We start from the raw sequence: 20,705 nt of genomic DNA on the forward strand, positions 1-20,705 counted from the left end.
TTATCTTTTTGACAACTGGGGCAACTGTGGCCAAAGTGTCTCATACGGCAGCATGGAAGGGCAAACGCAGGCCTGCAATCCAAATGTTGGTGTCAGTATAGGTGTAATGGGCGGCACTTGGAATTCAACAACATCACAGACATGGTACAGCAATTATGTATCATACCGTGGCACACAAACAGTCTATCAGTATCCCGAATTCCCATCCCTGGAATATGTGTCTCTTGGTGCATTTGGAAATCGCGGCACTATATCAGCGCAATGGCTAAGAATAAGGGCATTCCCTCCCAACGCGATAATGCCATCTGTCACATTCGGCACAACAAATGCATTTGTAGTAATACCAACAATAACCCCAGCAGGCCATCAGGTAGTATACGGCAACTCAAACACCATACTTTCATTTACATCATCAATGGGGGCATTGTCCCCTCCTTACACCTACAACTGGATCGCGGTTAACACAGTAACAGGGGCAACAATTGCAAACGCACTGTACACTGGAGTATCTTCAACAGCCAACACGTTCACGTTCAAGACAAACGCCCAGATGGATGGCAACACGATACAAGTTAATGTGATAGTCACAGATAGCAAGTCAACAACATTAAATTCGATAAAAACGGAAACCATAACAATCAGCAACGTGGTTGCCCCATCAGGAATTGTGACGTATTTGCCCATAACAATAAACAATGCACAAGGGTCCGCAACGCAGTCGCCATTCCAGGAAATGATAACAGTAAACAGCATGAATTATACTTCTATAGAATCAGGAAACTTGGACAACATCGAATTCTTCAACATGACAGGCGCCATAATCCCATCATGGCTCGAAACCAACAACACCAACACATCAACAGGAACAATCTACTGGGTAAAGTTGACAAACTCCATACTTGGGATAGGAAGTGACAAGACAGGAATACAGGCACATACAAACGTAACAATTTTTATGGGTTTCGCGCAGATTGGAACAAACCTCTTCAGCAACACGATGACCGGAGAAGCCCCCCAACTCTCATCATCATATGCGCAGTACGATACAGGCGCCAACGTGTTCACGACGTTTTACGACAACTTCGAAGGGACGTCAATCAGCGCAGCATACAACCAGATAACACCATCAGCACTGTCCCAGAACAACGGCATAACATACTCCTCAGGGGGATATGGCGGTATAATAACCAACAACGGATTCGCACCACCGTTCATATACGATGTGAAAATTACATCTCTTAATAACGTTTATGTAGGGATGGAAATACAAACGGGAAACACAGCCGCAAGCAGTGGTTATCTTTTTGACAATTGGGGCGGATGCGGCCAAAGTGTCTCCTATGGCAGCATGTTGGGACAAACGCAGGCCTGCAACCCAAGTGTTGGTGTCAGTACAGGCATAATGGGTGGCACTTGGAATTCAACAACATCGCAGACATGGTACAAAAATTATGTGTCATATCATGGTACACAAACAGTCTACCAGTATCCTGAATTCCCATCCCTGGAATACATATCTCTTGGTGCATTCGGGAGTGGCAGCACGATATCAGCGCAGTGGCTCAGGGTCAGGGCATTCCCACCCAACGCGATAATGCCCTCACAAACCTTCAGCAATACAATCACAGTATATGTACCTCCATCATTATTGTTACCTGTTAGGGAAGTCATAGCAAACACGCAATCTGGAAATGAGATTATAACAGCTACATGTCCTACCGGGGATATTTGCCAAATATGGAAAGAAGGTGGAATTTCGTATCTCGCAAGTGGTACAACAACAACTGCTCTTGATGCAAACACGCTGCCAATAGGTTATACCTCATTATATGCTAATGACATAACTGCTGGAACTACTACCCCCGTTAAGACATTAAGGATAATAAATGTAGAGCATTCAATAGCAATAACGCTCACAAACAACCAGAATACTGCAGTATCTGCAAATACCCAACTCATGTTCACATTTAACGCATCGAATTTCACTTCTTGGGAATCAAATTCCCTCAACAACACAGCCCTCTACTTCCAGAACGGGACTGTTGCATATTCCTGGCTAGAGGGCAACCTATCAAACGAGCAATCAGCGGCGAACATCCTCTATCAAAGTACAAATGTAATATATTGGTTCAAGAGCCCTCCAACCAATACCTTCTTACCGGCAAACACAGGAACAGCAAAAACCAATACAATAATCCTCGGTTTTGACATACCAGCAAACAACCTCCTTGATGGTAATTTTATAGGAGAAGCGCCCCAACTGTCTCCAACTTATGCACAATACGACAATGGTGGTGCTGTATTTGATTTCTATGACAATTTCTCATCTACTACTCTATCAAAATGGAACATAGAGGGATATTCACCAACTGTTAGCAATGGAATATCAATAAGCGAATCCTCATCATCTGCAGGATGCGGCGAAAACGGCGTGAGCTCCATTTCATCATTTTCTAGCCCTGTTATCGCAGAGGCCCTCGGCGAACTAGACAGCCCACAGAAATCAAGCCAAACGGGTTGCTTTATGGGTGGTGTTGAGTTCTCTACTGGAAACGTTGGTCCAAACCCATCGGTAGCAACTGGTTGGGCACAAAGCTCAATAAACAATTTCGGTATGTCTTCATGGGATGGCAGTTCTCACTATGCCAAGGATTTCCCTTCAACTTATCAGGGGACAAACACCGTCTTCGGAGTATCCTACTATTCCAGTTCTAATGGAATAAGCTACATCAACTATGTTCAGGCAAATTCGCTTTCCGTAAATCTTGGAACCAGTCCACTAAAAATTGTACTTGGCTTCCAGAACAACAACTTTATCCACAACCAATATCAATGGGCACGAGTCCGTACATCCACTCCAAATGGCATAATGCCAACCGCAACATTCAACCCTGATTACTCCATAGCATCATTGACGACCAATACGTTTGGCGTTATATATGGAACCCAATCCGCAAACGAAATCATAACTGCAACTTGCCCGTTCAACGACTCTTGCGCTATATGGAAAGTTGGCGGTAATTCGGCACTTGCTTCAGGAACCGGGAATGCAATGCTAAATGCCAATACTTTGCCTTCGGGATCCACTGCATTATATGCAAACGACATTACAAATGGAATTATATCAGACATCAAGGTATTGCACATGGTAAATGTTGTCCATTCCACAGTTATAACATTGCAGAACAACAAGAACACCGCAGTGCCCGCAAGCACCCAACTAATGGTTACGTTCAACGCCCTGAACTTCACCTCATGGGAAAGTTACACCCTGAACAACACGGTACTTTACTTCTCTAATGGAACTGTGGCATATTCCTGGATCGAGGGCAATCAATTAAATGAACAATCAGCGGCAAACACCCTTTATCAAAGCAACGACGTGGTACTATGGTTCAAATCACCTCCAACAAACACATTCCTGCCTGCAAACACCGGAACAGCAAAAACCAATACAATAATCCTGGGCTTCGACATCCCAACGAACAACCTCCTGGATGGAAATTTCATAGGGGAGGCACCGCAGCTCACTTGTCAAAGCCCATCAAATACTACTACTGGCTGCGGCAGCGGCGTACATAGTTATGGGTATTATGATGATGGAACAAAAGTGTTCAACTTTTATGACAACTTCGCAGGAACAACAATTAATTCTACTATATGGTCAGCATCCAGCACTTGTACAAGTAATGAATATACACTGAGCAACGGACTGACAATGACTGTAGACAGCAACGGCTGTTCCGGTGTACTTACTTCTAGATATCCTGTAAACGGGAGTGTTTTGGAAGGATACATATATCCAACAACTGCTCCTCAAGGTGCTGCACTTCAGCTATCAACTGTTGGCATCCCATCAATAAGAAACGGTTATTGGGGTGACAACTATAATGGGCAAAGAATAATCAGGATGCCTGGAAGCTGCGGTTGTACTGTAGTTGCATCCAGCGCACATGCATATACTGTTCCAAGCATACTTGGGCTAGTTTGGCCATCAACAGGATCAGAATTACTTCAACAAAACTATTCAACTACCTTGTCATCGACTGATTCTGCCATATCCTGGACAAACCCGTTCTACGTAATGCTTTTCAATGCAGAAGGTAGAAATACCCCATCACATCCATTCTACCAATGGGTAAGGTTGCGTACGTATCCACCTGGCGATACAATGCCTGTAGCAACATTCGGTACAAAGTCAAGCCCCACCAACCTAAGCATGTCTATTCCAATACCTGAGGTTGTGGCACAAACACCTTCTGCCAACGAGCTAATAACAGCAACATGTCCATTTATCACAGATACATGCCAAATCTGGAAAGTTGGCTCGAGTTCAGCACTTGCAACCGGAACCGGAAATGTAGTACTTAACGCAAATACACTTACAGTAGGTTACACATTATTATATGCAAATGACACAACTGCTGTAATAAGCACTTATTTACAACCACAGACAATACGCATAATAAACGTGCGACATTCCGCAACGATAACATTACAAAACAACCAGAACACCGCAGTAGCAGCAAACACCCAATTAATGCTCACCTTCAACGCATTAAACTTCACCTCCTGGGAAAGCCACAGCCTCAATAATACTGTATTGTACTTCCAGAACGGAACAGTTGCATATTCCTGGCTCGAAGGTAATCAGCTAAATGAACAATCGGCTGCAAACACACTCTACCAAAGCTCAAACGTAATCTATTGGTTCAAGAGCCCTTCAAGCAATACCTTCCTTCCGACAAACACTGGTACCCCAATAGATGGCGTAATGATTCTGGGCTTTGACGTGCCAGCCAACAACCTGTTAGACGGAAACTTCATAGGAGAGGCACCACAGCTGACATGTCAGAATCCCTCGAACACAATTACTGGCTGCGGGAGTGGAACCCACAGCTACGGCTACTATGACAATGGCGGAAGCATATTCTCATTCTACGATAACTTCACTGGGAGCTCGTTAAGTGCCAAGTGGTTGTGCTCCTCTTCATGTACGTCCTCTGTATCAAACGGGATAAGCGTAAGCGGTACTACATCATATACGTCTAAAGTGCAAACAGAAACAGCAAACACCATTGCTGATATATACGGGGATTTCACATCATTTTCAGGCTCTAACGAGGGTACAATCGGATTCAACTATGGTGGCAAAGGCACTAACTTGGGCTGGTTCTCAAGCAACTGGTGCGGTGCTGGTAATCCTACAATAAATGGCATCCTAACTAACACGGCGTGCAGCGGCGGCTCGATATCGTACAACTCGTTGAGCTTTTCGCAAAATAATTGGTATCTGTTCTCGATATCTGGGAATCAGACAGTGGAAGGTACTGTTAATTACGGCACTCCTTCGATACTTCAGAACAGAAATTCTGGAACCGGAAATTACCAAATAGAAGTAAATGGCGGGGTGAAAATATCCATCGAATACTTCAGATCACGCATATCTCCACCGAACGACATAATGCCGACAGCAACATTCAGCACTGGTGGGGTATATATACCACCATCAAATCCTGCACTTACACTATCAAATACCTTCATCGATCAGGGACAGTCAATACTATTCACCGCATCGGTATCCAACGGTCAGCAACCATACACATTCAACTACGAAATAGTCAACTCGATAACAGACATCCCAATCGCGAACCAGTTATACACAGGAATAACATCAACCTCAAACACATTCCTCTGGACACCACCAAATGCACTTTATACCGGAAACACCTTCAAGGCAAACGTCATAATAACCGACAACCTCGCCAACACTGTCAATACAGTATATACGCCATTCGGCTACAACGCAGCACTGACAACGCCATCAATGACAACACCAAGTCCGACAACGCAGGCAACGGGCAACACGCTCACATGGACGACATCATTTGCAGGAGGCACTTCTCCATACACATACAACTGGAACGTCTACAACACGATAACAGGGACTATACTTGCCAACATGCTTGAAACGAACAGCATAACAGGCAATTCCTTCTCATGGGCCATACCAACTGCAAATGTAGGAAATACCGTAAACGCAAACGTGATAGTCACTGACAGCGCATCAACATCTGTAACCGTCAACTCCGTAAAGTCAGGGACCATAACCATAGTTGCACCTGTCACGTACATCCCACCAAGTAACCCGGCACTGTCACTCTCAAATGCGCTGATAGACCAGGGCCAGTCGATACTGTTCACCGCATCGGTCCAGAACGGCCAAAGCCCATACACATTCAACTACCAGATAGTAAACTCGATAACAGGAACAACTATCGCAAACTACCTTGCAGGCAACACATACACAGGAAACACCTTCCTCTGGACGCCACCAGCAAACCTGTACACCTCCAATACCTTCAAGGCAAACGTCATTATAACCGACAACCTTGCCAACACTGTCAATACAGTATACACACCGATAGGCTACAACGCTATGCCATCACTTTCAGTATCATCATCAAATATAATATTAGATAGTGGTCAAACTACTATATTTACATTATCTGAATCTGGCGGAACAGGGCCATTGTTCAATACACAATTATACAACGTCACAGGATCTTCTGCACAAGGCAGTAATAAATTAATAACAAGTTTAGGGGGCAGCAATACAATTTCTTTTGTTGTACATTCGCCAACAAGCGCAAACACATTTGTATTCAGTGGAAATTCCTACGATGAAGGGACAACAAGCCCATTTAAATTTATTTCGTCCCCAATAGTCAATACGATTGCAACAGGCTCATCGGGCCGCGGCGTATCTGCCAATCCTGCCGGAACTCTGACTTATATTGCGGACTATAGCGGCAACAAGGTGAGTGTAATTGATGTTGCTTCTAATACAATAATAAATTCGATAACGATAGCTAGTGGACCGTTTGGCTTAGCATTCACCCCTGATGGCACCCTAGCATATGTAACAGAAGAGCAGACAAACAAGGTAAGCGTAATCAACGTTGCGACAAATACAGTAATAAACACAATTACTGTAGGTACGAACCCATACTCAGTCGCATTCACGCCAGATGGAAGAATTGCATATGTAACCAACTACGGAAGCAGCACAGTAAATGTAATCAACGTTGCGACAAATACAGTAATAAACACAATTACTGTGGGGGCCAATCCCTCCTCAGTCGCATTCACCCCTGATGGCACCCTAGCATATGTGACCAACTTTGGAGGCACCACAGTAAATGTAATCAACGTTGCGACAAATACAGTAATAAATGCAATTGCTGGATATGGACCTGACGCAGTCGCATTCACCCCTGATGGGAGCATCGCATACGTGACGAATTACCACAGCGCATCTGTAAATGTAATCAACGTTGCGACAAACGTGATAATTAACACAATTGCAGTAGGGGCAACCCCTTATGGTGTGGCAATCAATCCTTCTGGTACTCTGGCTTATGTGACCAGTTATTCTGGAAGCTCGATTAGCGTGGTAAATATAGCGACTAATACTGTAGTAAATACAATTGCTTTGACATGGGCGCCATACGGCATCACATTCACCCCTGATGGCACCCTTGCATATGCAACTCCGTATGTAAGCACAGGTGCCGTGAGTGTAATCGGTACCACTTTCATAATAGTCGTGAATCCACAACTTACAACACCATCAATCACAACACCATCTCCGTCAACGCAGGCAACAGGCAACACGCTCACGTGGACGACATCGTTTGCAGGAGGCACTTCTTCATATACATACAACTGGAACGTCTACAACACCATAACGGGTGCTATACTCGCAAACATGTTATCTTCCAACTCATATACAGGAAATTCCTTCTCTTGGACGATACCATCGGCATATGCAGGAAACACCGTAAACGCAAATATAATAGTGACGGACAGTGCATCTACACATGTCACTGTAAACAGCATATTGTCCGGCACGATAACGATAGTCGCTGCTACCGTATACAACCCGCCATCAAACCCAACACTATCGCTCTCAAACACATTGATAGACCAGGGACAGTCGATACTGTTCACCGCATCTGTCCAGAACGGCCAAAGCCCATACACATTCAACTACCAGATAGTAAACTCTATAACAGGAACAACGATCGCAAACTACCTTGCAGGCAACACATACACAGGAAACACCTTCCTATGGACGCCACCCAACGCGCTCTATACATCAAACACCTTCAAGGCAAACGTCATCATAACCGACAACCTCGCCAACACCGTCAATACGGTATACACACCAATAGGCTACAACGCCGCGGTTGCCGTATCCATATCTCCTTCAACCACCCAGACGATAAACAGCGGCCAGAATGTAATATTTACGTCTTCGGTATCTGGAGGCACATTGCCATACGCATACCAGTGGTACAGCGGCACGTCGCCCACATGCACCTCAGATTCCGCAATATCCGGCGCAACATCAAATGCATACACCGCATCGCCGACCTCAACGACCTATTACTGCCTGAAGGTGACGGACAGCGCATCCTCCAACAGCATATCCTATTCAACAACTACCGAAGTCATGGTGAACGGGCCGCTCGCCTCAACAGGCTGGACGGCGTCAAACTCCATAATAGATGCGAACCAGTACGAGACTCTTACGGCGTCCGTGACCGGGGGCACATCCCCGTACACATACAACTTCCTGGTCTATGACCCGACAAACGCGCTTGCATTCAACGCGCTTTACAAAGGCATTTCCCAGATATCCAATACGTTCACCTCCCAGCAAACGATCCCTGCAGGGGACTGGACTGCTAACATAATAGTAACGGATTCCGCTTCATCCCAGGTAACCAACGCGCTTTCATATGTATCCTATAATTCGCCGGCCATCTCGATATCGCCAAGCTCGTCGTCCTTGACACAGGGGCAGACTGAAACTTACACCATATCTGAATCTAACGGAATAGGCCAGTTCACAATAGAGCTGTTCAATGTCACTTCGGACAACCAGATGGGCGCAAACGTGGTAATAGCATCCCCTGGCGGGACAAACACCATATCCTTCGTGACCTCCGCAACTGGAACGTTCACGTACAATGCGATAGCTACGGACAAAGGGACAACAACCCCGTTCGTGTTCAACTCCGCACCCAGTACAATAACCGTATCGCAGCCATCCGGCGGAGGAGGCGGCGGTGGCGGCGGCACCCCCCAAACAACAACCGTAACTCTGGCTGACAACATATCCAGTGCGTACCGGTCGAGTGCGCCCATATTCGAAGTATACGTGATAAGTCCAACTGGCAGCATACTGAACACGTATTCGTACAACCAGGACCAGCTGCCCGCGCATGTCACGTACCAGAGCACAAACAGGCTGAACTTCACCTTCATATGCACGTTCGCGGCGGGATCCGCAACATACCAGTACGACAACCTGGTCTATGGGCTTGGATTCAACAAACCCTGCAATGCAAACTATACCGTATATGGAGGGTCGTACGAGGTATTCTACAGCAGGACCTCGCAGGCATCCACGTCCACGACATCCTACACCACTACCGGAAGCACAACGACCACGACCGCCCGGTCAACCTCGTCAACTTCATACCAGACAACTACCATCCCGCAGACCTCAATAACGACAACGGCATCAACCTCATCGATTTCCTATACAACTACAATACAATCAACGACAACGGGTCCGTCAACCTCGTACTCCACAACCATATCAACGACCACGACAACCACAACCACATCTGCATTGTCCACGTCTTCCACGACAATAACGCTCAACACGACAACGCAGCCCACTACTGTAAATACCACGGCATCAACCACCTCCGTAAACACAACTATATCATCAACGTCCATCATTCCGGCAAACACCTCGACGACTTCAATCAACACTACCACATCAACAATGAACACCACTTCAACTACTGCAACTACGACAGTCTTTCCGATATCGGAGAACGTGTCGGTTGTGGTATCGGCCAACAACAGCACTAGCGTTGAAGTGCTGAACGGCGCTCTCTCATTGAACATCAGCGGCAACTTCGAGGCTCCAAAGATGATCAACATACTAGTAAAGAACGAGAACAACAGGATACCTCCGCCTGCAAACTACTCGGAGCTATTCGAGTTCTACCTCAGCGCCTCACCGGGAAACAATGTCACGATAAACGTGACCGAAGGGTACGACTGTGGCATAAGTCCGCAGGTACTGAAGCCATTCTACCTTTCAAACAACACGTGGGTGCCCATATACAACAGCTTCGCGATTCAGAGCACCTGCACCATAACATTCAGCGCCCCGAACAACCATGTTGTCGGACTGTTCAAGTACTCACCTTCTGGAACTGGCAGGAAATCGGGATCGTCGCCTACGCCTGCGGAATACATGACCCTTGCGGCGCTGATCGTCGTAATAGTGGGCCTCGCATCCTACATGGCATATCTCCTGGTGTTCAAAAGGTAAGTAGCTAACCTTGATGGCATAAGAAACTGGCATTCAAATAAGGTGAATTAATGTTGCATTTGGTGATCTGGGATGGACTATGAGAGCGATTTCGAAGACGGCTTCGAAAATACTTCGTTGGGGGCCATGCATTACAGGTACCATCCCGGAACTGCGGAAAAGCTGATATTCCTCCACGGGCTGGGCTACAGCGTAAAGACGTGGTCCAGGCTTGTGGAATATCTGCCTGACGACCTTGACGTGTCGCTCGTGGACCTGCTGGGTCATGGCGAATCCGATGCGCCTGAAATAGAATATACAATAAGCGCCCAATTCCAGGCCCTGAGGGAATTCATCTCCATGAGGAACAACGGCGACAGCTACATATTCGGGCATTCGTACGGCGGCTGGGTCGCCGCATATTACGCGTCGCAGCCATACACCTGCAAGGGCATAATACTGGAGGATTCTGCGGGCCTCAAGGAATCTTTTGACCTGATAATCAGGAACGGCGGCGCATCGGAATACAAGAAGACAATGCTGCAATCCGCGCTAAAAGTTAACAACAACAAGGATTACGTCTTCAGGAGCATACTTGATTCGGATTTTGGCGAGGACCAATTGACCTCGGAAGTGCTCTCGAAGATATCCGCAAGGACGGAGATAATATGGGGAAGGGAAGACGATATGGTGGGCGTAAGGTTTGCCGAAACCTTCAGGAAAGGCATAAGGAACAGTTCGCTTGACATAATAGACAATGCTGGTCACAGCCCGCATTTCACTCATCCGAAAGAGGTGTCAGACATACTGCTCAGGTTCATGCGCGTCAAGGAATAGCGCGTGCAGCACTACCTATAAATTACTTTCCAGGCAAATACAATTGAAGCGCTACGACTTAATGGTGCAAGGAATCGTTGATTTGCAAGTCTGGCTTTTGATGTTCAATCTCTTGCGGTGCTCTAATGGCCGAAATGCCGATAACTGAAAGGAAATACGTACTCAGGGAGAAGATAGACGAGACTCCGGAGGTCCTGATGCTCAAGATGGTGTCCGAGGACGGGAAGCCCGTGTACTTCGATCCTGGGATGTTCATGATGATAACGGGCATAGACAGCAATGGGAACCGTTACACCGCAAGGGCATTTTCAATAGCCTCTGACCCCTCTACCCCTGAAATAGAGTTCATGATAATAAAGGAGCCCCGCCACGGGGATCATATAGGAAGATCCCACTTCGTTGATGCGAGGATAGGCGACATATTCATGCTCAAGGGCCCCAACGGCCAGTTCAGGTTCGATCCTAGCGTAAACAAGAAAGTGATATTCATAGCCGGGGGAACCGGCCTTGCCCCTTTCATCGCCATGCTCAGGCACATAAAGGTAACTGGCTCAAGGAGCGACGTAATACTGCTGTACAGCACGAAATACCCCACCGAGATAATAAGCAAGGACGAGCTTTACGGCTACGTGAAGGACCTTGGCATAAAGCTCGTGGTAACCGTCACCAGGCCGCAGGAAGGCGACGGGTGGACCGGGCAAACCGGGCACATAGACAGCAAGCTCATAGAGAAATATTCCCCTGACGTAACTGAAAGGACGGCCTACATATGCGGCCCTCTTGAATTCGTCAAGGCTGTAAAGGATGCACTGGTATCGCTCAAGGTGCCGCTAAATGACATAAAGGCAGACGTATGGGGATAGGGATATAACAGCGACAAGCGTTTTTGAATGAACATAAACATAGCTTCAAGGAATCCTGTGAAGGTCAACGCAGTAAAAGAGACAATCAAGGATTACGAATTGCTTAGGGGCGCCAGGGTGCGCAGCATGGATGTCGGCTCAGGCGTCTCGGAGCAGCCAAGGTCCATTGAAGACACTGTACAAGGTGCAGTAAACAGGGCTACGAAATCCTTCAAGGACTGCAAGTACAGCATAGGCATAGAATCGGGGCTCATGAGCGTTCCCCAGACAAAGACCGGCAGCATGGATTTCTGCGCCTGTGCCATATACGACGGCAGCAGGCATCACATAGGGCTTTCATGCGCATTCGAGCTTCCGACTGCGATTACCAAAATGGTGCACGAGCTGAACATGGACGTGGGCGAGGCGTCTGTCAGGAGCGGCCTCACCCAAAAGCTCGGGATAGGCTCATCAGAGGGCACTATAGGCATCCTGACAAAGGAGAGGGTCACAAGGAAGGACCAAACCGTTCAGGCGATACGTATGGCACTGATACACCTGGAAAATCCAGGGCTTTACTGATTCATATCCTGTCGAGCCTTTCGTAAAGCTTGTCTATGTCAAGCTTCGTGACGAGCAGCGGTATCTTCTCAACCTGGGCTATCTTAACAGCGAGCTTGTCTATTGTCGTTACCCCGTGTATGACAACAACCCTCGGCTTTATCGGCGCGACCCTTATCACCACTAGCGGCGACCTTCCCGTGGATACGTGCTCGAACATGAATACCCTTTCAGTAGTGGATCCGAACAGCTTCGGGTATTCAGCAGGTGACATCTCCAGTATCACGCGCAGGCTGTCAAGCCTAGTGTATCCGAAGAGGTTTATCGAGTCTATGTATCCCGGGTTCGCGACTATCCTGCCCTCTATTATCCTGTTGAAATCCGCGGCGTTTACTGGCGAGGCGAAGTCGTGTATCTTGTAGAACTTGTCATCGTCGTCCTTCTTCGTGGAGAACTTGCTCAGGCTGCTGCTCACGCTGCCTCCCCTTGATTCGTCTATCGTGAAGAGCGCATCAACGAACCTCTTTATGACCCCCACGCCAGGGCTGAGCCTCCTGTTGCTCTCGTAGTCGCTTATCGTGGACGTGGATACCTTTATGTGCTTGGCGAGGTCTATCTGCGTTATGCCGAAGAACTCGCGCCACTTCTTCATCGCGCTGCCCGGGCTTTCGGACAGCGTTATCTCGCCGGCAATCTTCTCCCTTGTTTCGTCCATATCGCATCTTCCGGTTGCTCATCCCTTCTTTTTCTTCACTCCCTTGTACAGCTGCTCGACGTACTCCTTGTCCTTCTGCTCCTTTGACTTGGCCTCGTCTTTCGAGTCCTTGCCGTCTCCCGGCTCGCCCTTCTTCACGAATCCCCATATGAGTATTATTATTCCGGATATGCCTATTATGAAGACCCCGTACCCAAGCGCCGCGCTGGTGAGCAGGTTGGAAGAGTGCAGCTGTATGTAGGATATCGAGGCATTTACCGGAACGTTAGAGGAGCTGCTTCCCGGTGTGTTGTCGACAACTATGTAGAGCTTCCCGGATGCGCTGCTGTATGGTGTGCTGCTGAGCCTTATCGGTATGACCTCTAGCGTGGTATTCCTGTATATGTAGCTGCTGTTTATCCCGCTTCTGAGCATGTATTTTATCCCACTGGCAGAGGAATTTGCCACAACATAGGATCTCCACGAATTGAAGGTGCTGTTGTTGAGTATGTAGAGGTTTGCAGGCTTTCCCATTACTGCATATATGGCAAGAGCAGATATGTTCCTGCCGTAGCTTATGGGAACGTACGAAAACCCGCCGGCATTGATTGTAAGGTTGGTGAGCTGTATGTTGTTGCCGAGCCCGCTGCTGAGAAGGTATCCCGAAAGCAGAAACATCGCTACGGCAACGGCTATCAGGCCGAGCCCTATGAAAACCAGTTTCTTCTTCATTCAATCATATAATATGCTACATAAAGCTTATTAACCTGATTCAGGTATTGCCGCATCAGTAATCTGTAACGACAACAGGCGCGCTGTCCGAATACTCCTTTCTCAATATCCCGAACGTGTAATCGTCAAGAAACCTGCCAAGGCTCAGCACATCCTCCCTGTTCCTGCCCTCGTTCCTGAACCCTAGCGAATCCAGCAGGCTTGCGGAGCGCAGGTTGTCTGTGAGCACCTTTGCGTATATGCGGTTCAGCCCGAGGGTACCGAACCCGAACCCGAGCATGAGCCTCAACGCCTCTTTCCCGTAGCCCTTGCCGCGGTGCGCCGTGCCCACGAAATACCCGAGCTCAGCCCTGAGGTTCTGCCTGTCAATGTTTGCAAGCGCGCAGAGCCCTACTACTCCTCCGTTGCCCATCTGTATGCCCATGTGGAATTCCTCCCTTGCGATGTACGTCTGCCTTGCGAAGCCTATGAACTGCATTGCCTGCTCCATGCTGTACGGATATGGCATTCCAGGGGTGCTCGCTGCTACTTCCGCATCGTTCGCGCTCTCCACTATGCCCTTCGCGTCCCCTATGCTTAGCGTTTCAAGATGCACCCTGAAGCCGCTTGCGGATATCCTCATCTCCTCGCCGATGATACATTTACGTGCCTGCACTTATTAATAAACTAGCCGTACGATGGAATAAGTATATAAACATACGGTAAGAAGAATAAACGTGGGCGGCATGCCCAGCAAGCTGGCATCGGGTGTCATCGTGGCGAGCAAACCAAAGCCTATGGAAACTGGGATAGACGGCCTTGACAACATACTAGTAGGGGGTATCCCCGAAAAGAGCCAGATCCTGCTCATGGGCGGGCCCGGCACAGGCAAGACCCTGATGGGGTTCGAGGTGCTGTACAACTGGGCCAGGAAGGGAAGGCCGTGCGCGTTCATAGCTCTTGACGAGCGCCCGGACGACATACTCGAGAACGTCAGGAACACCTTTACTGGAATGGATGACATACACGAGCTGATAGAGAAGCGCCTGCTTGTCATAGGCGGGTACGAATCCGCGCTCAAGATAGCCACGAACGCTGAGGACGAAAGCAGCTACTCCATGGGCAACCTGATGTCCGAGATCGAGGGGATAATAAAATCCATAAACGCCGAAATAGTCGTGGTGGATTCGCTCTCCTTCCTGAAGCTCATGCTCGGCAAGTCCCTCCTGTACAACAAGTCCATTTCCTCACTCGTGTCTAACCTGCGCAGGCTGGAAACCACCTCGATACTTACATTGAGCATACCGTACTACGACAGGAAGAAGCTGAAGTTCGGGCAGGAGCTGGTGCTGTTTGATGGCGTGATGGTATTGTACAAAGGCACGGGCACGGATGATGGAAAGCTCACGATGGAAATTGTAAAGATGCGCGGCAACAGGAGCGACGCCCTTTTCTCAGGCTACTCCATAACCAGCTCCGGCATAAAGTTCAAGTGATTATCACAAACGATCTGTGTCTTCATGTCTTTGCTAAAGGGTATAAGGGAGGCGCTCTCCTTCAGGGGCAAATCCGGAAAAGGGAACGAGCCGCTAGTGAGCGAGAGGGAGAGGAAGCTTCTCGCACTCGGATTCGTTGCGATTCTGGTGATACTTGCGGTTGCGACTCTGGTCACCGAAAGCGTGGGCTCGTCCGCCCTGCAGGGCTGCAAACGCATAATATTCAGGCAGCAGAGGGACAGCTGCATATACGATCTTGCAGGTAATACTGGCAACTACTCCATGTGCTCCATTCTTCCGCAAGGAAGCGCCTCATACGGCTGCATAGGCAGCATAGCAAAGAGGGAGCGCAACATAAGCATATGCGACATGATATCGAACGCCAGCGCCGAGTACTCCGATTGCGTGATGAACATAAGCTATTCCACGGCGAACCCCGGCTACTGCGCGAGGCTTTCCGGCAAGAACGAGTCGGTATGCGCCTTCAGCATCGCAAGGGAGCACGTCTTCAGCAGCCTGAGCTACTGCGAAGCGATATCCAACGCTAGCCAAAAGGCACTCTGCAGCTACATATACTATTATAGCGCAGCAAAGTCCTTCGGCGTGCAGCGCTACTGCTCCATGCTGCCGAACGAGACCAACGGCACCCTGCTTACGATACTCGCTTCCAAGGACTACCTGAGCGGCAACTCCTTCTCCTACGATTACGTATCCTTCTCCGAGCTCAACGTAACACTCAGGCAGTACTGCTACTACGATGTAGCCACATCAAGCCGCAACAGCACCCTGTGCAGCAGCACAGGGCCTACGCTTTCAGGGCCCTGCCGCAACTACTTCAACAGCTCCAACTCTACCGCGCAGTTCAACAACGCAAGCGCCATATGCGCATCTGCGCCCTCCTATGCGATGGACCTCTGCACATATACCGTATTCACCGAAAAGGCGCTGGCGCAGCAGAACGTGTCCTCATGCCTTGCGATAAACAGCACGATATACATGAACACGTGCATAGTGCAGCTCGCATCGGCCTATAACGACAGCTCCTACTGCAGCTACATAAGGGGCAACGACACAGCGCAGCAGGCATGCTATTCGTCGGCGTCATACGTAATAAAATGAGGGATCCGATGGAAGGCAGCGGGATAGTTACCTCGATAAGGATATCGCACAATCCGTCCGACAACATATACAACATAATAGGGCAAAAGGCGCTCCAGACGAAAAGCGGCATACAGCTCGGCCTTTACGACAGCGTGGATATGAGGGATGGGAAGCCGGCGTCGGTGAGGAAGCTGTCCGACAAGGCAATGTACGGCCAAATGCTTTCCGAGTCCATGCAAGCTGTTGACATAGAGGCCAATTCCTCAAGGATAATCGCAGGAGGCAAGAAATACTGGAGCGTTTCCGGGACGATAATCGAAAGGCTGAAGGATGCTGCGCATTTGCTTGTCAAGGGATTCGTCGCAGGGGCGCCGATAGTTGTGCGATTCCACAACGACGGCGACGGCGCAACGGGCGCAATAGCCCTGCACAGGGCGCTTTCCGAGCTTCAGGAAAGGCTTTTTGACGGGGAAAGGAGCGTCTCGTGGAGCATGAACAGGAGCATAGCATATACCCTCGAGTCTTTCTATTCCGACAGGATGGTCTTCGAGTCGTACGAGAGCGCGGAGCGGCCGATAGTCGTGATAACGGACTTCGGCACGTCCCCGGAAAGCCTTGACGCGATAAGGGCGTCGCAGGGTGTGTGCGACATAATATGGCTTGACCACCACATGCCGTATGACGGCTTCCCCAGGGAAATGGTTACGCACTACATAAACTCATGCGATCTGGGAGCCGATTCCAACTTCACAGCCGGGCTCCTGTCCTGCATTTTCGCGCAGGTACTTGCCGGGGTTGACGTGGAGGACCTGAAGGATGCTGCGCTGGTCAGCGATTACAGCGCCTATGCCGATTTCGGCAACAAGGACGCGCTGCGGATTTCTATAATACTGGACTACATCACATCGAGGGGCAGCGAGGCAGACAGCAAGCCGAGGCGCATGGACGCCATAATAAAAGACAGCGGGGAGTCGGAAAGGGTCTTCAGGCATGCGAGCGAGCTCATGGACGAGGCGATAAGCTACGGTATAAAGAACGCAAGCACGTACATAAACTCTGACGCTGTAAGGATATGCGTCCTGGACTTCACCCCGATAGCTAGGTCACGCGCCGATTACCCGTTACCTGGAAGGTACAGCTCCAAGCTGCAGAGCAGGCTTGAATCCATCAACAACGGCAGGACCGTTACTATAGTGCATTACGGCAATTACGTATCGATAAGAGTAAGCAGCGACATCGGGGAAAAGGTGGACATACTCGGCATTATAGAAAGGCTTAAGGATATGAGCCACGGCCTGGCAACCGGGGGCGGCCACAGGCAGGCTGCAAGCATAAGGACCGACAGGGAGCACATAGACGAGACTATAAGGATGCTCCTTGCCGAGCTTGGGATAGGCGCGACAGGCGGCTCAGCTTGACTTCTCCAGTATCTTGCCTATAAGGACGTGCTGAAACCCGGTCTGCAGGTTCGTATAGTTGACTATCACGTAGCCCCTGTAGAGAGTTCCCGGCTGCGATGTGAAAACTGTGCCGTTCGCATAGCATTTTGCGGTTAGCGTTATGTTGCCTCCTACCGGCACGTAATATGCTGGGGAGTACTGGGTTAGGTTTGTGCCGTTGGTTATGTCATCTGAATTGCACCTTACCGCAGTTATGTTTATAGCTGTTGATGTAGCCTGCACGAAATTTATGCTAAGCGTGCCGTTCGAATAGAAAAACCCGCTTATGCAGCTGAAATCCGCAGGGAATATGCACTGGTTTGAGACGAAGGAGCTGGGGTTGAACAGGCCCAGGGCGTACAGTGCCGCAAGGGTCACCGCTATTATGATGATCGCCCAGCTGTACGTTATGAGGTATTCGGTTGCGCTCTGCGCCCTTGCAGTCCCAGCCATACAATCAGTTGAATGCTTAGGATGCTCTGCCAAAAGTTAAAAACCTATGTGCGCAGTTTCCGCGTCAGCCGCTTTCGCCCAAAAGGTACCTGGTCTCCTTTTCGTCAAGCAGGTATGCGGACATGAGGTAGTCGGACAGCTCGGATTTCGAGCAGCGGCCCTCCTTTACCGATGATGCAGCGGAGCGCGAGAGCATGCGCATCTCCTCCCTCACTATCCTCTTTATGCTCGAGTGGAAGACGCGCTGCAGCTTTGCGGCTATCTCCCTCTCCATGCCCCTGGATGACTTGGATACGCTCATCTCCTTTATCACCTTCGGGAAGGCGTATCCGTACATGCTGCTCGGGTACCTGCCCTTGGAAAGCGCGACGCCGCTTGACATCAGCACGTTCATGTACCTCCAGTAGGTGTAGTACTGCGCGCGCATGGCCCTCGTGGAAAATACCGTTGCATCGGAGAGCGATCCGAAGGCGTCGCGGAGTTCAGCGCTGGTAGTGTACCTCCTTGGTATGTTCTCGTCTATCCACTTTATCATCATGTCGTTTGTGACATCCATGTTGACAATCGCCCTCAGTGACGAGGATATCGTGTTCGTCAGGAATATCTTGTCAAGGGCGTTGAAGACGTCCTTCTTCCTGTCCCGCAGGCCTATCGCCTCCGTGACGTCCTCGTCCTCGGAGCCCATTATCGCTGACATGTCGTTTATCGCGCTCCTTGCGTCGCCGTTGGCCCTGTTCGATATCATGCTTATCACGGATTTGCTGGCGCTTATGGAGAAGCGCCTGCACAGGTTCGTTAGTATCCTCTCTATCATCTCCGGGGAAAGGCGCTTGAACTCCACCGCATCGACCCTGTTCCTGAGGAAGGTTATGCTCTGGTCCCACATGTTGTTGGCTGTGAATATCACCGGGTTCTTCGCCTTGCCTATCAGGCTGACTATCGCCGCGCCAGCGCCCTTGTCGAACCCGGACACTATCTCGTCTATCTCGTCAAGCAGTATCAGGTTCCTGCCGCCGAATATCGGCCTTGAAGTAGCTGCAGCTGCGAGCATTCCCTCTATGCTCTCCCTGTCCCTGTAATCGCTTGCGTTGAGCTCAACCACGTTCCAGTTGCTCTCCCTTGCCAGCAGGCTCACCGCAACGCTTTTCCCTGTTCCTGGGGGGCCGTAAACCATCAGCGGCTGCCTCCTCACGCCGTTGTTCACGTCCCTTGAGAAATCACGCATCCTCCTCAGCTGGCGCTCGTTGCCTATGATCTCGTCAAGAGAGCCGACATCGTACAGATCGTATCCGATTCCCAAGCAAGCACCCGTATCATCAGCGCGGCCCGGCACACCTGTCGGCGCATTCAAATGACAAAGTTATTTAAAGCATTTAGGATAATAATTATTATAATGTTATCGACCTAAAATGTCTATAAAGTGGGCATGTTAATGGCAAGAAGAACCAAGCAATTACCCTTTGTACCTAAACATCTGGCGCTTATTCCCGATGGAAACAGGAGGTGGTCTAGTTCCCACAGGCTCGAGATATTCAACGGCTACCACAAGGGCGTGAAGAAATTCATAGACTTCAGCATATGGGCGAAGGGATTCGGTGTCAAGACGCTCACCGTATGGGCCCTTTCAACGGAGAACATAAAGAACAGGAGCAAGACGGAGATAGACATACTATACAAGCTTTACGTGAACGCGGCAAAGGACCCGCACATATTCGAGACGCTGAAAAAGAACGGCGCAAGCATAAAGATAATAGGCAACTCTGACCTGCTGCCCAAGAGGGTAAAGGATGCCCTGCTGTCGCTAGAGCGGAGGACCATGATGTACAAGGACTTCACGATAAACCTGCTCATAGGCTACGGCGGCAGGGACGACCTGCTCTACGCATTCAACAGGGTGGTGGACAGCGCGCATAAGGACGGCATAAGCAACATAACCGAAAGCATGGTGAACGAGAGCATGAGGACCTCATCCATACCCGACGTTGATTTCATAATAAGGACATCCGGTGAGATGAGGCTTTCGGGGTTCCTGCCCTGGCAGTCTGATTATTCCGAGCTCTACTTTGCCAAGAAGTACTGGCCGGACTTCGACAAGAAGGACCTTGAAAAGGCGCTGAAGGTCTTCTCCGAAAGGCATAGGAGATTCGGCAAGTAGCCGAACAAGTGTTT

At 49.2% G+C, this 20,705-nt stretch carries 13 protein-coding genes; 8 read left to right on the top strand and 5 right to left on the bottom strand.

The window, feature by feature from the left end; genetic code table 11:
- Nucleotides 1–52 precede the first annotated feature (52 nt).
- The 4 genes from KGI06_02905 to yjjX all read left to right on the top strand — a co-directional run bounded on the left by KGI06_02905 (nucleotide 53) and on the right by yjjX (nucleotide 12,663).
- Nucleotides 53–10,423 (top strand): beta-propeller fold lactonase family protein, encoded by a 10,371-nt coding sequence (locus tag KGI06_02905; GenBank protein ID MDE1871164.1) that lies wholly within the window; start codon nucleotides 53–55, stop codon nucleotides 10,421–10,423.
- A gap of 72 nt (nucleotides 10,424–10,495) precedes the next feature.
- Nucleotides 10,496–11,239 (top strand): alpha/beta hydrolase, encoded by a 744-nt coding sequence (locus KGI06_02910; protein MDE1871165.1) that lies wholly within the window; start codon nucleotides 10,496–10,498, stop codon nucleotides 11,237–11,239.
- Between the two features lie 125 nt (nucleotides 11,240–11,364).
- Entirely contained in the window at nucleotides 11,365–12,102 is a 738-nt protein-coding gene (locus KGI06_02915; GenBank protein MDE1871166.1) for a hypothetical protein, read from the top strand.
- Nucleotides 12,103–12,129: 27 nt separating this feature from the next.
- Nucleotides 12,130–12,663 (top strand): inosine/xanthosine triphosphatase, encoded by a 534-nt coding sequence (yjjX, locus tag KGI06_02920; GenBank protein ID MDE1871167.1) that lies wholly within the window; start codon nucleotides 12,130–12,132, stop codon nucleotides 12,661–12,663.
- A 1-nt stretch (nucleotide 12,664) separates the two neighbouring features.
- Here the strand turns inward: yjjX and KGI06_02925 are convergent, their stop codons facing one another.
- From KGI06_02925 to KGI06_02935, 3 genes are read right to left on the bottom strand one after another with little or no spacing between them, the layout of a single operon-like run.
- The gene (locus tag KGI06_02925; protein ID MDE1871168.1) at nucleotides 12,665–13,357 is read right to left on the bottom strand and encodes a helix-turn-helix domain-containing protein; all 693 of its coding nucleotides are present in this window, start codon (nucleotides 13,355–13,357) and stop codon (nucleotides 12,665–12,667) included.
- 18 nt (nucleotides 13,358–13,375) lie between these two features.
- Entirely contained in the window at nucleotides 13,376–14,068 is a 693-nt protein-coding gene (locus KGI06_02930) for a hypothetical protein (protein ID MDE1871169.1), read from the bottom strand.
- 55 nt (nucleotides 14,069–14,123) lie between these two features.
- On the bottom strand, nucleotides 14,124–14,690 hold the full coding sequence (locus KGI06_02935) for a GNAT family N-acetyltransferase (GenBank protein MDE1871170.1): 567 nt from the start codon (nucleotides 14,688–14,690) through the stop codon (nucleotides 14,124–14,126).
- Between the two features lie 103 nt (nucleotides 14,691–14,793).
- Between KGI06_02935 and KGI06_02940 the strand changes: the two genes are divergently transcribed.
- The 3 genes from KGI06_02940 to KGI06_02950 are packed head-to-tail and all read left to right on the top strand — an operon-like array spanning nucleotide 14,794 to nucleotide 18,062.
- Entirely contained in the window at nucleotides 14,794–15,543 is a 750-nt protein-coding gene (locus KGI06_02940; protein ID MDE1871171.1) for an AAA family ATPase, read from the top strand.
- A 24-nt stretch (nucleotides 15,544–15,567) separates the two neighbouring features.
- Nucleotides 15,568–16,662 (top strand): hypothetical protein, encoded by a 1,095-nt coding sequence (locus tag KGI06_02945; protein MDE1871172.1) that lies wholly within the window; start codon nucleotides 15,568–15,570, stop codon nucleotides 16,660–16,662.
- A complete protein-coding gene (locus KGI06_02950; protein ID MDE1871173.1) occupies nucleotides 16,659–18,062 on the top strand; it encodes a hypothetical protein in 1,404 nt (467 codons plus the stop codon). The genes KGI06_02945 and KGI06_02950 overlap by 4 nt, the downstream gene beginning before the upstream one ends.
- Here KGI06_02950 and KGI06_02955 read toward each other — a convergent pair.
- Together KGI06_02955 and KGI06_02960 are read right to left on the bottom strand one after the other, a co-directional pair.
- On the bottom strand, nucleotides 18,054–18,536 hold the full coding sequence (locus tag KGI06_02955; protein ID MDE1871174.1) for a hypothetical protein: 483 nt from the start codon (nucleotides 18,534–18,536) through the stop codon (nucleotides 18,054–18,056). The genes KGI06_02950 and KGI06_02955 overlap by 9 nt on opposite strands.
- Nucleotides 18,537–18,600: 64 nt before the next feature.
- Nucleotides 18,601–19,836 carry a replication factor C large subunit gene (locus tag KGI06_02960; protein ID MDE1871175.1) on the bottom strand — a complete coding sequence of 412 codons (1,236 nt, stop codon included), beginning with the start codon at nucleotides 19,834–19,836 and terminating at the stop codon, nucleotides 18,601–18,603.
- 132 nt (nucleotides 19,837–19,968) lie between these two features.
- On the opposite strand from KGI06_02960, the gene uppS reads away from it, so the two are divergent.
- Complete coding sequence (gene uppS / locus KGI06_02965; protein ID MDE1871176.1) at nucleotides 19,969–20,691, top strand: di-trans,poly-cis-decaprenylcistransferase; 723 nt, start codon at nucleotides 19,969–19,971, stop codon at nucleotides 20,689–20,691.
- The last annotated feature ends 14 nt before the right edge of the window (nucleotides 20,692–20,705 follow it).

It is taken from the genome of Candidatus Micrarchaeota archaeon (assembly GCA_028866575.1).
Lineage (GTDB): Archaea > Micrarchaeota > Micrarchaeia > Micrarchaeales > Micrarchaeaceae > UBA12276.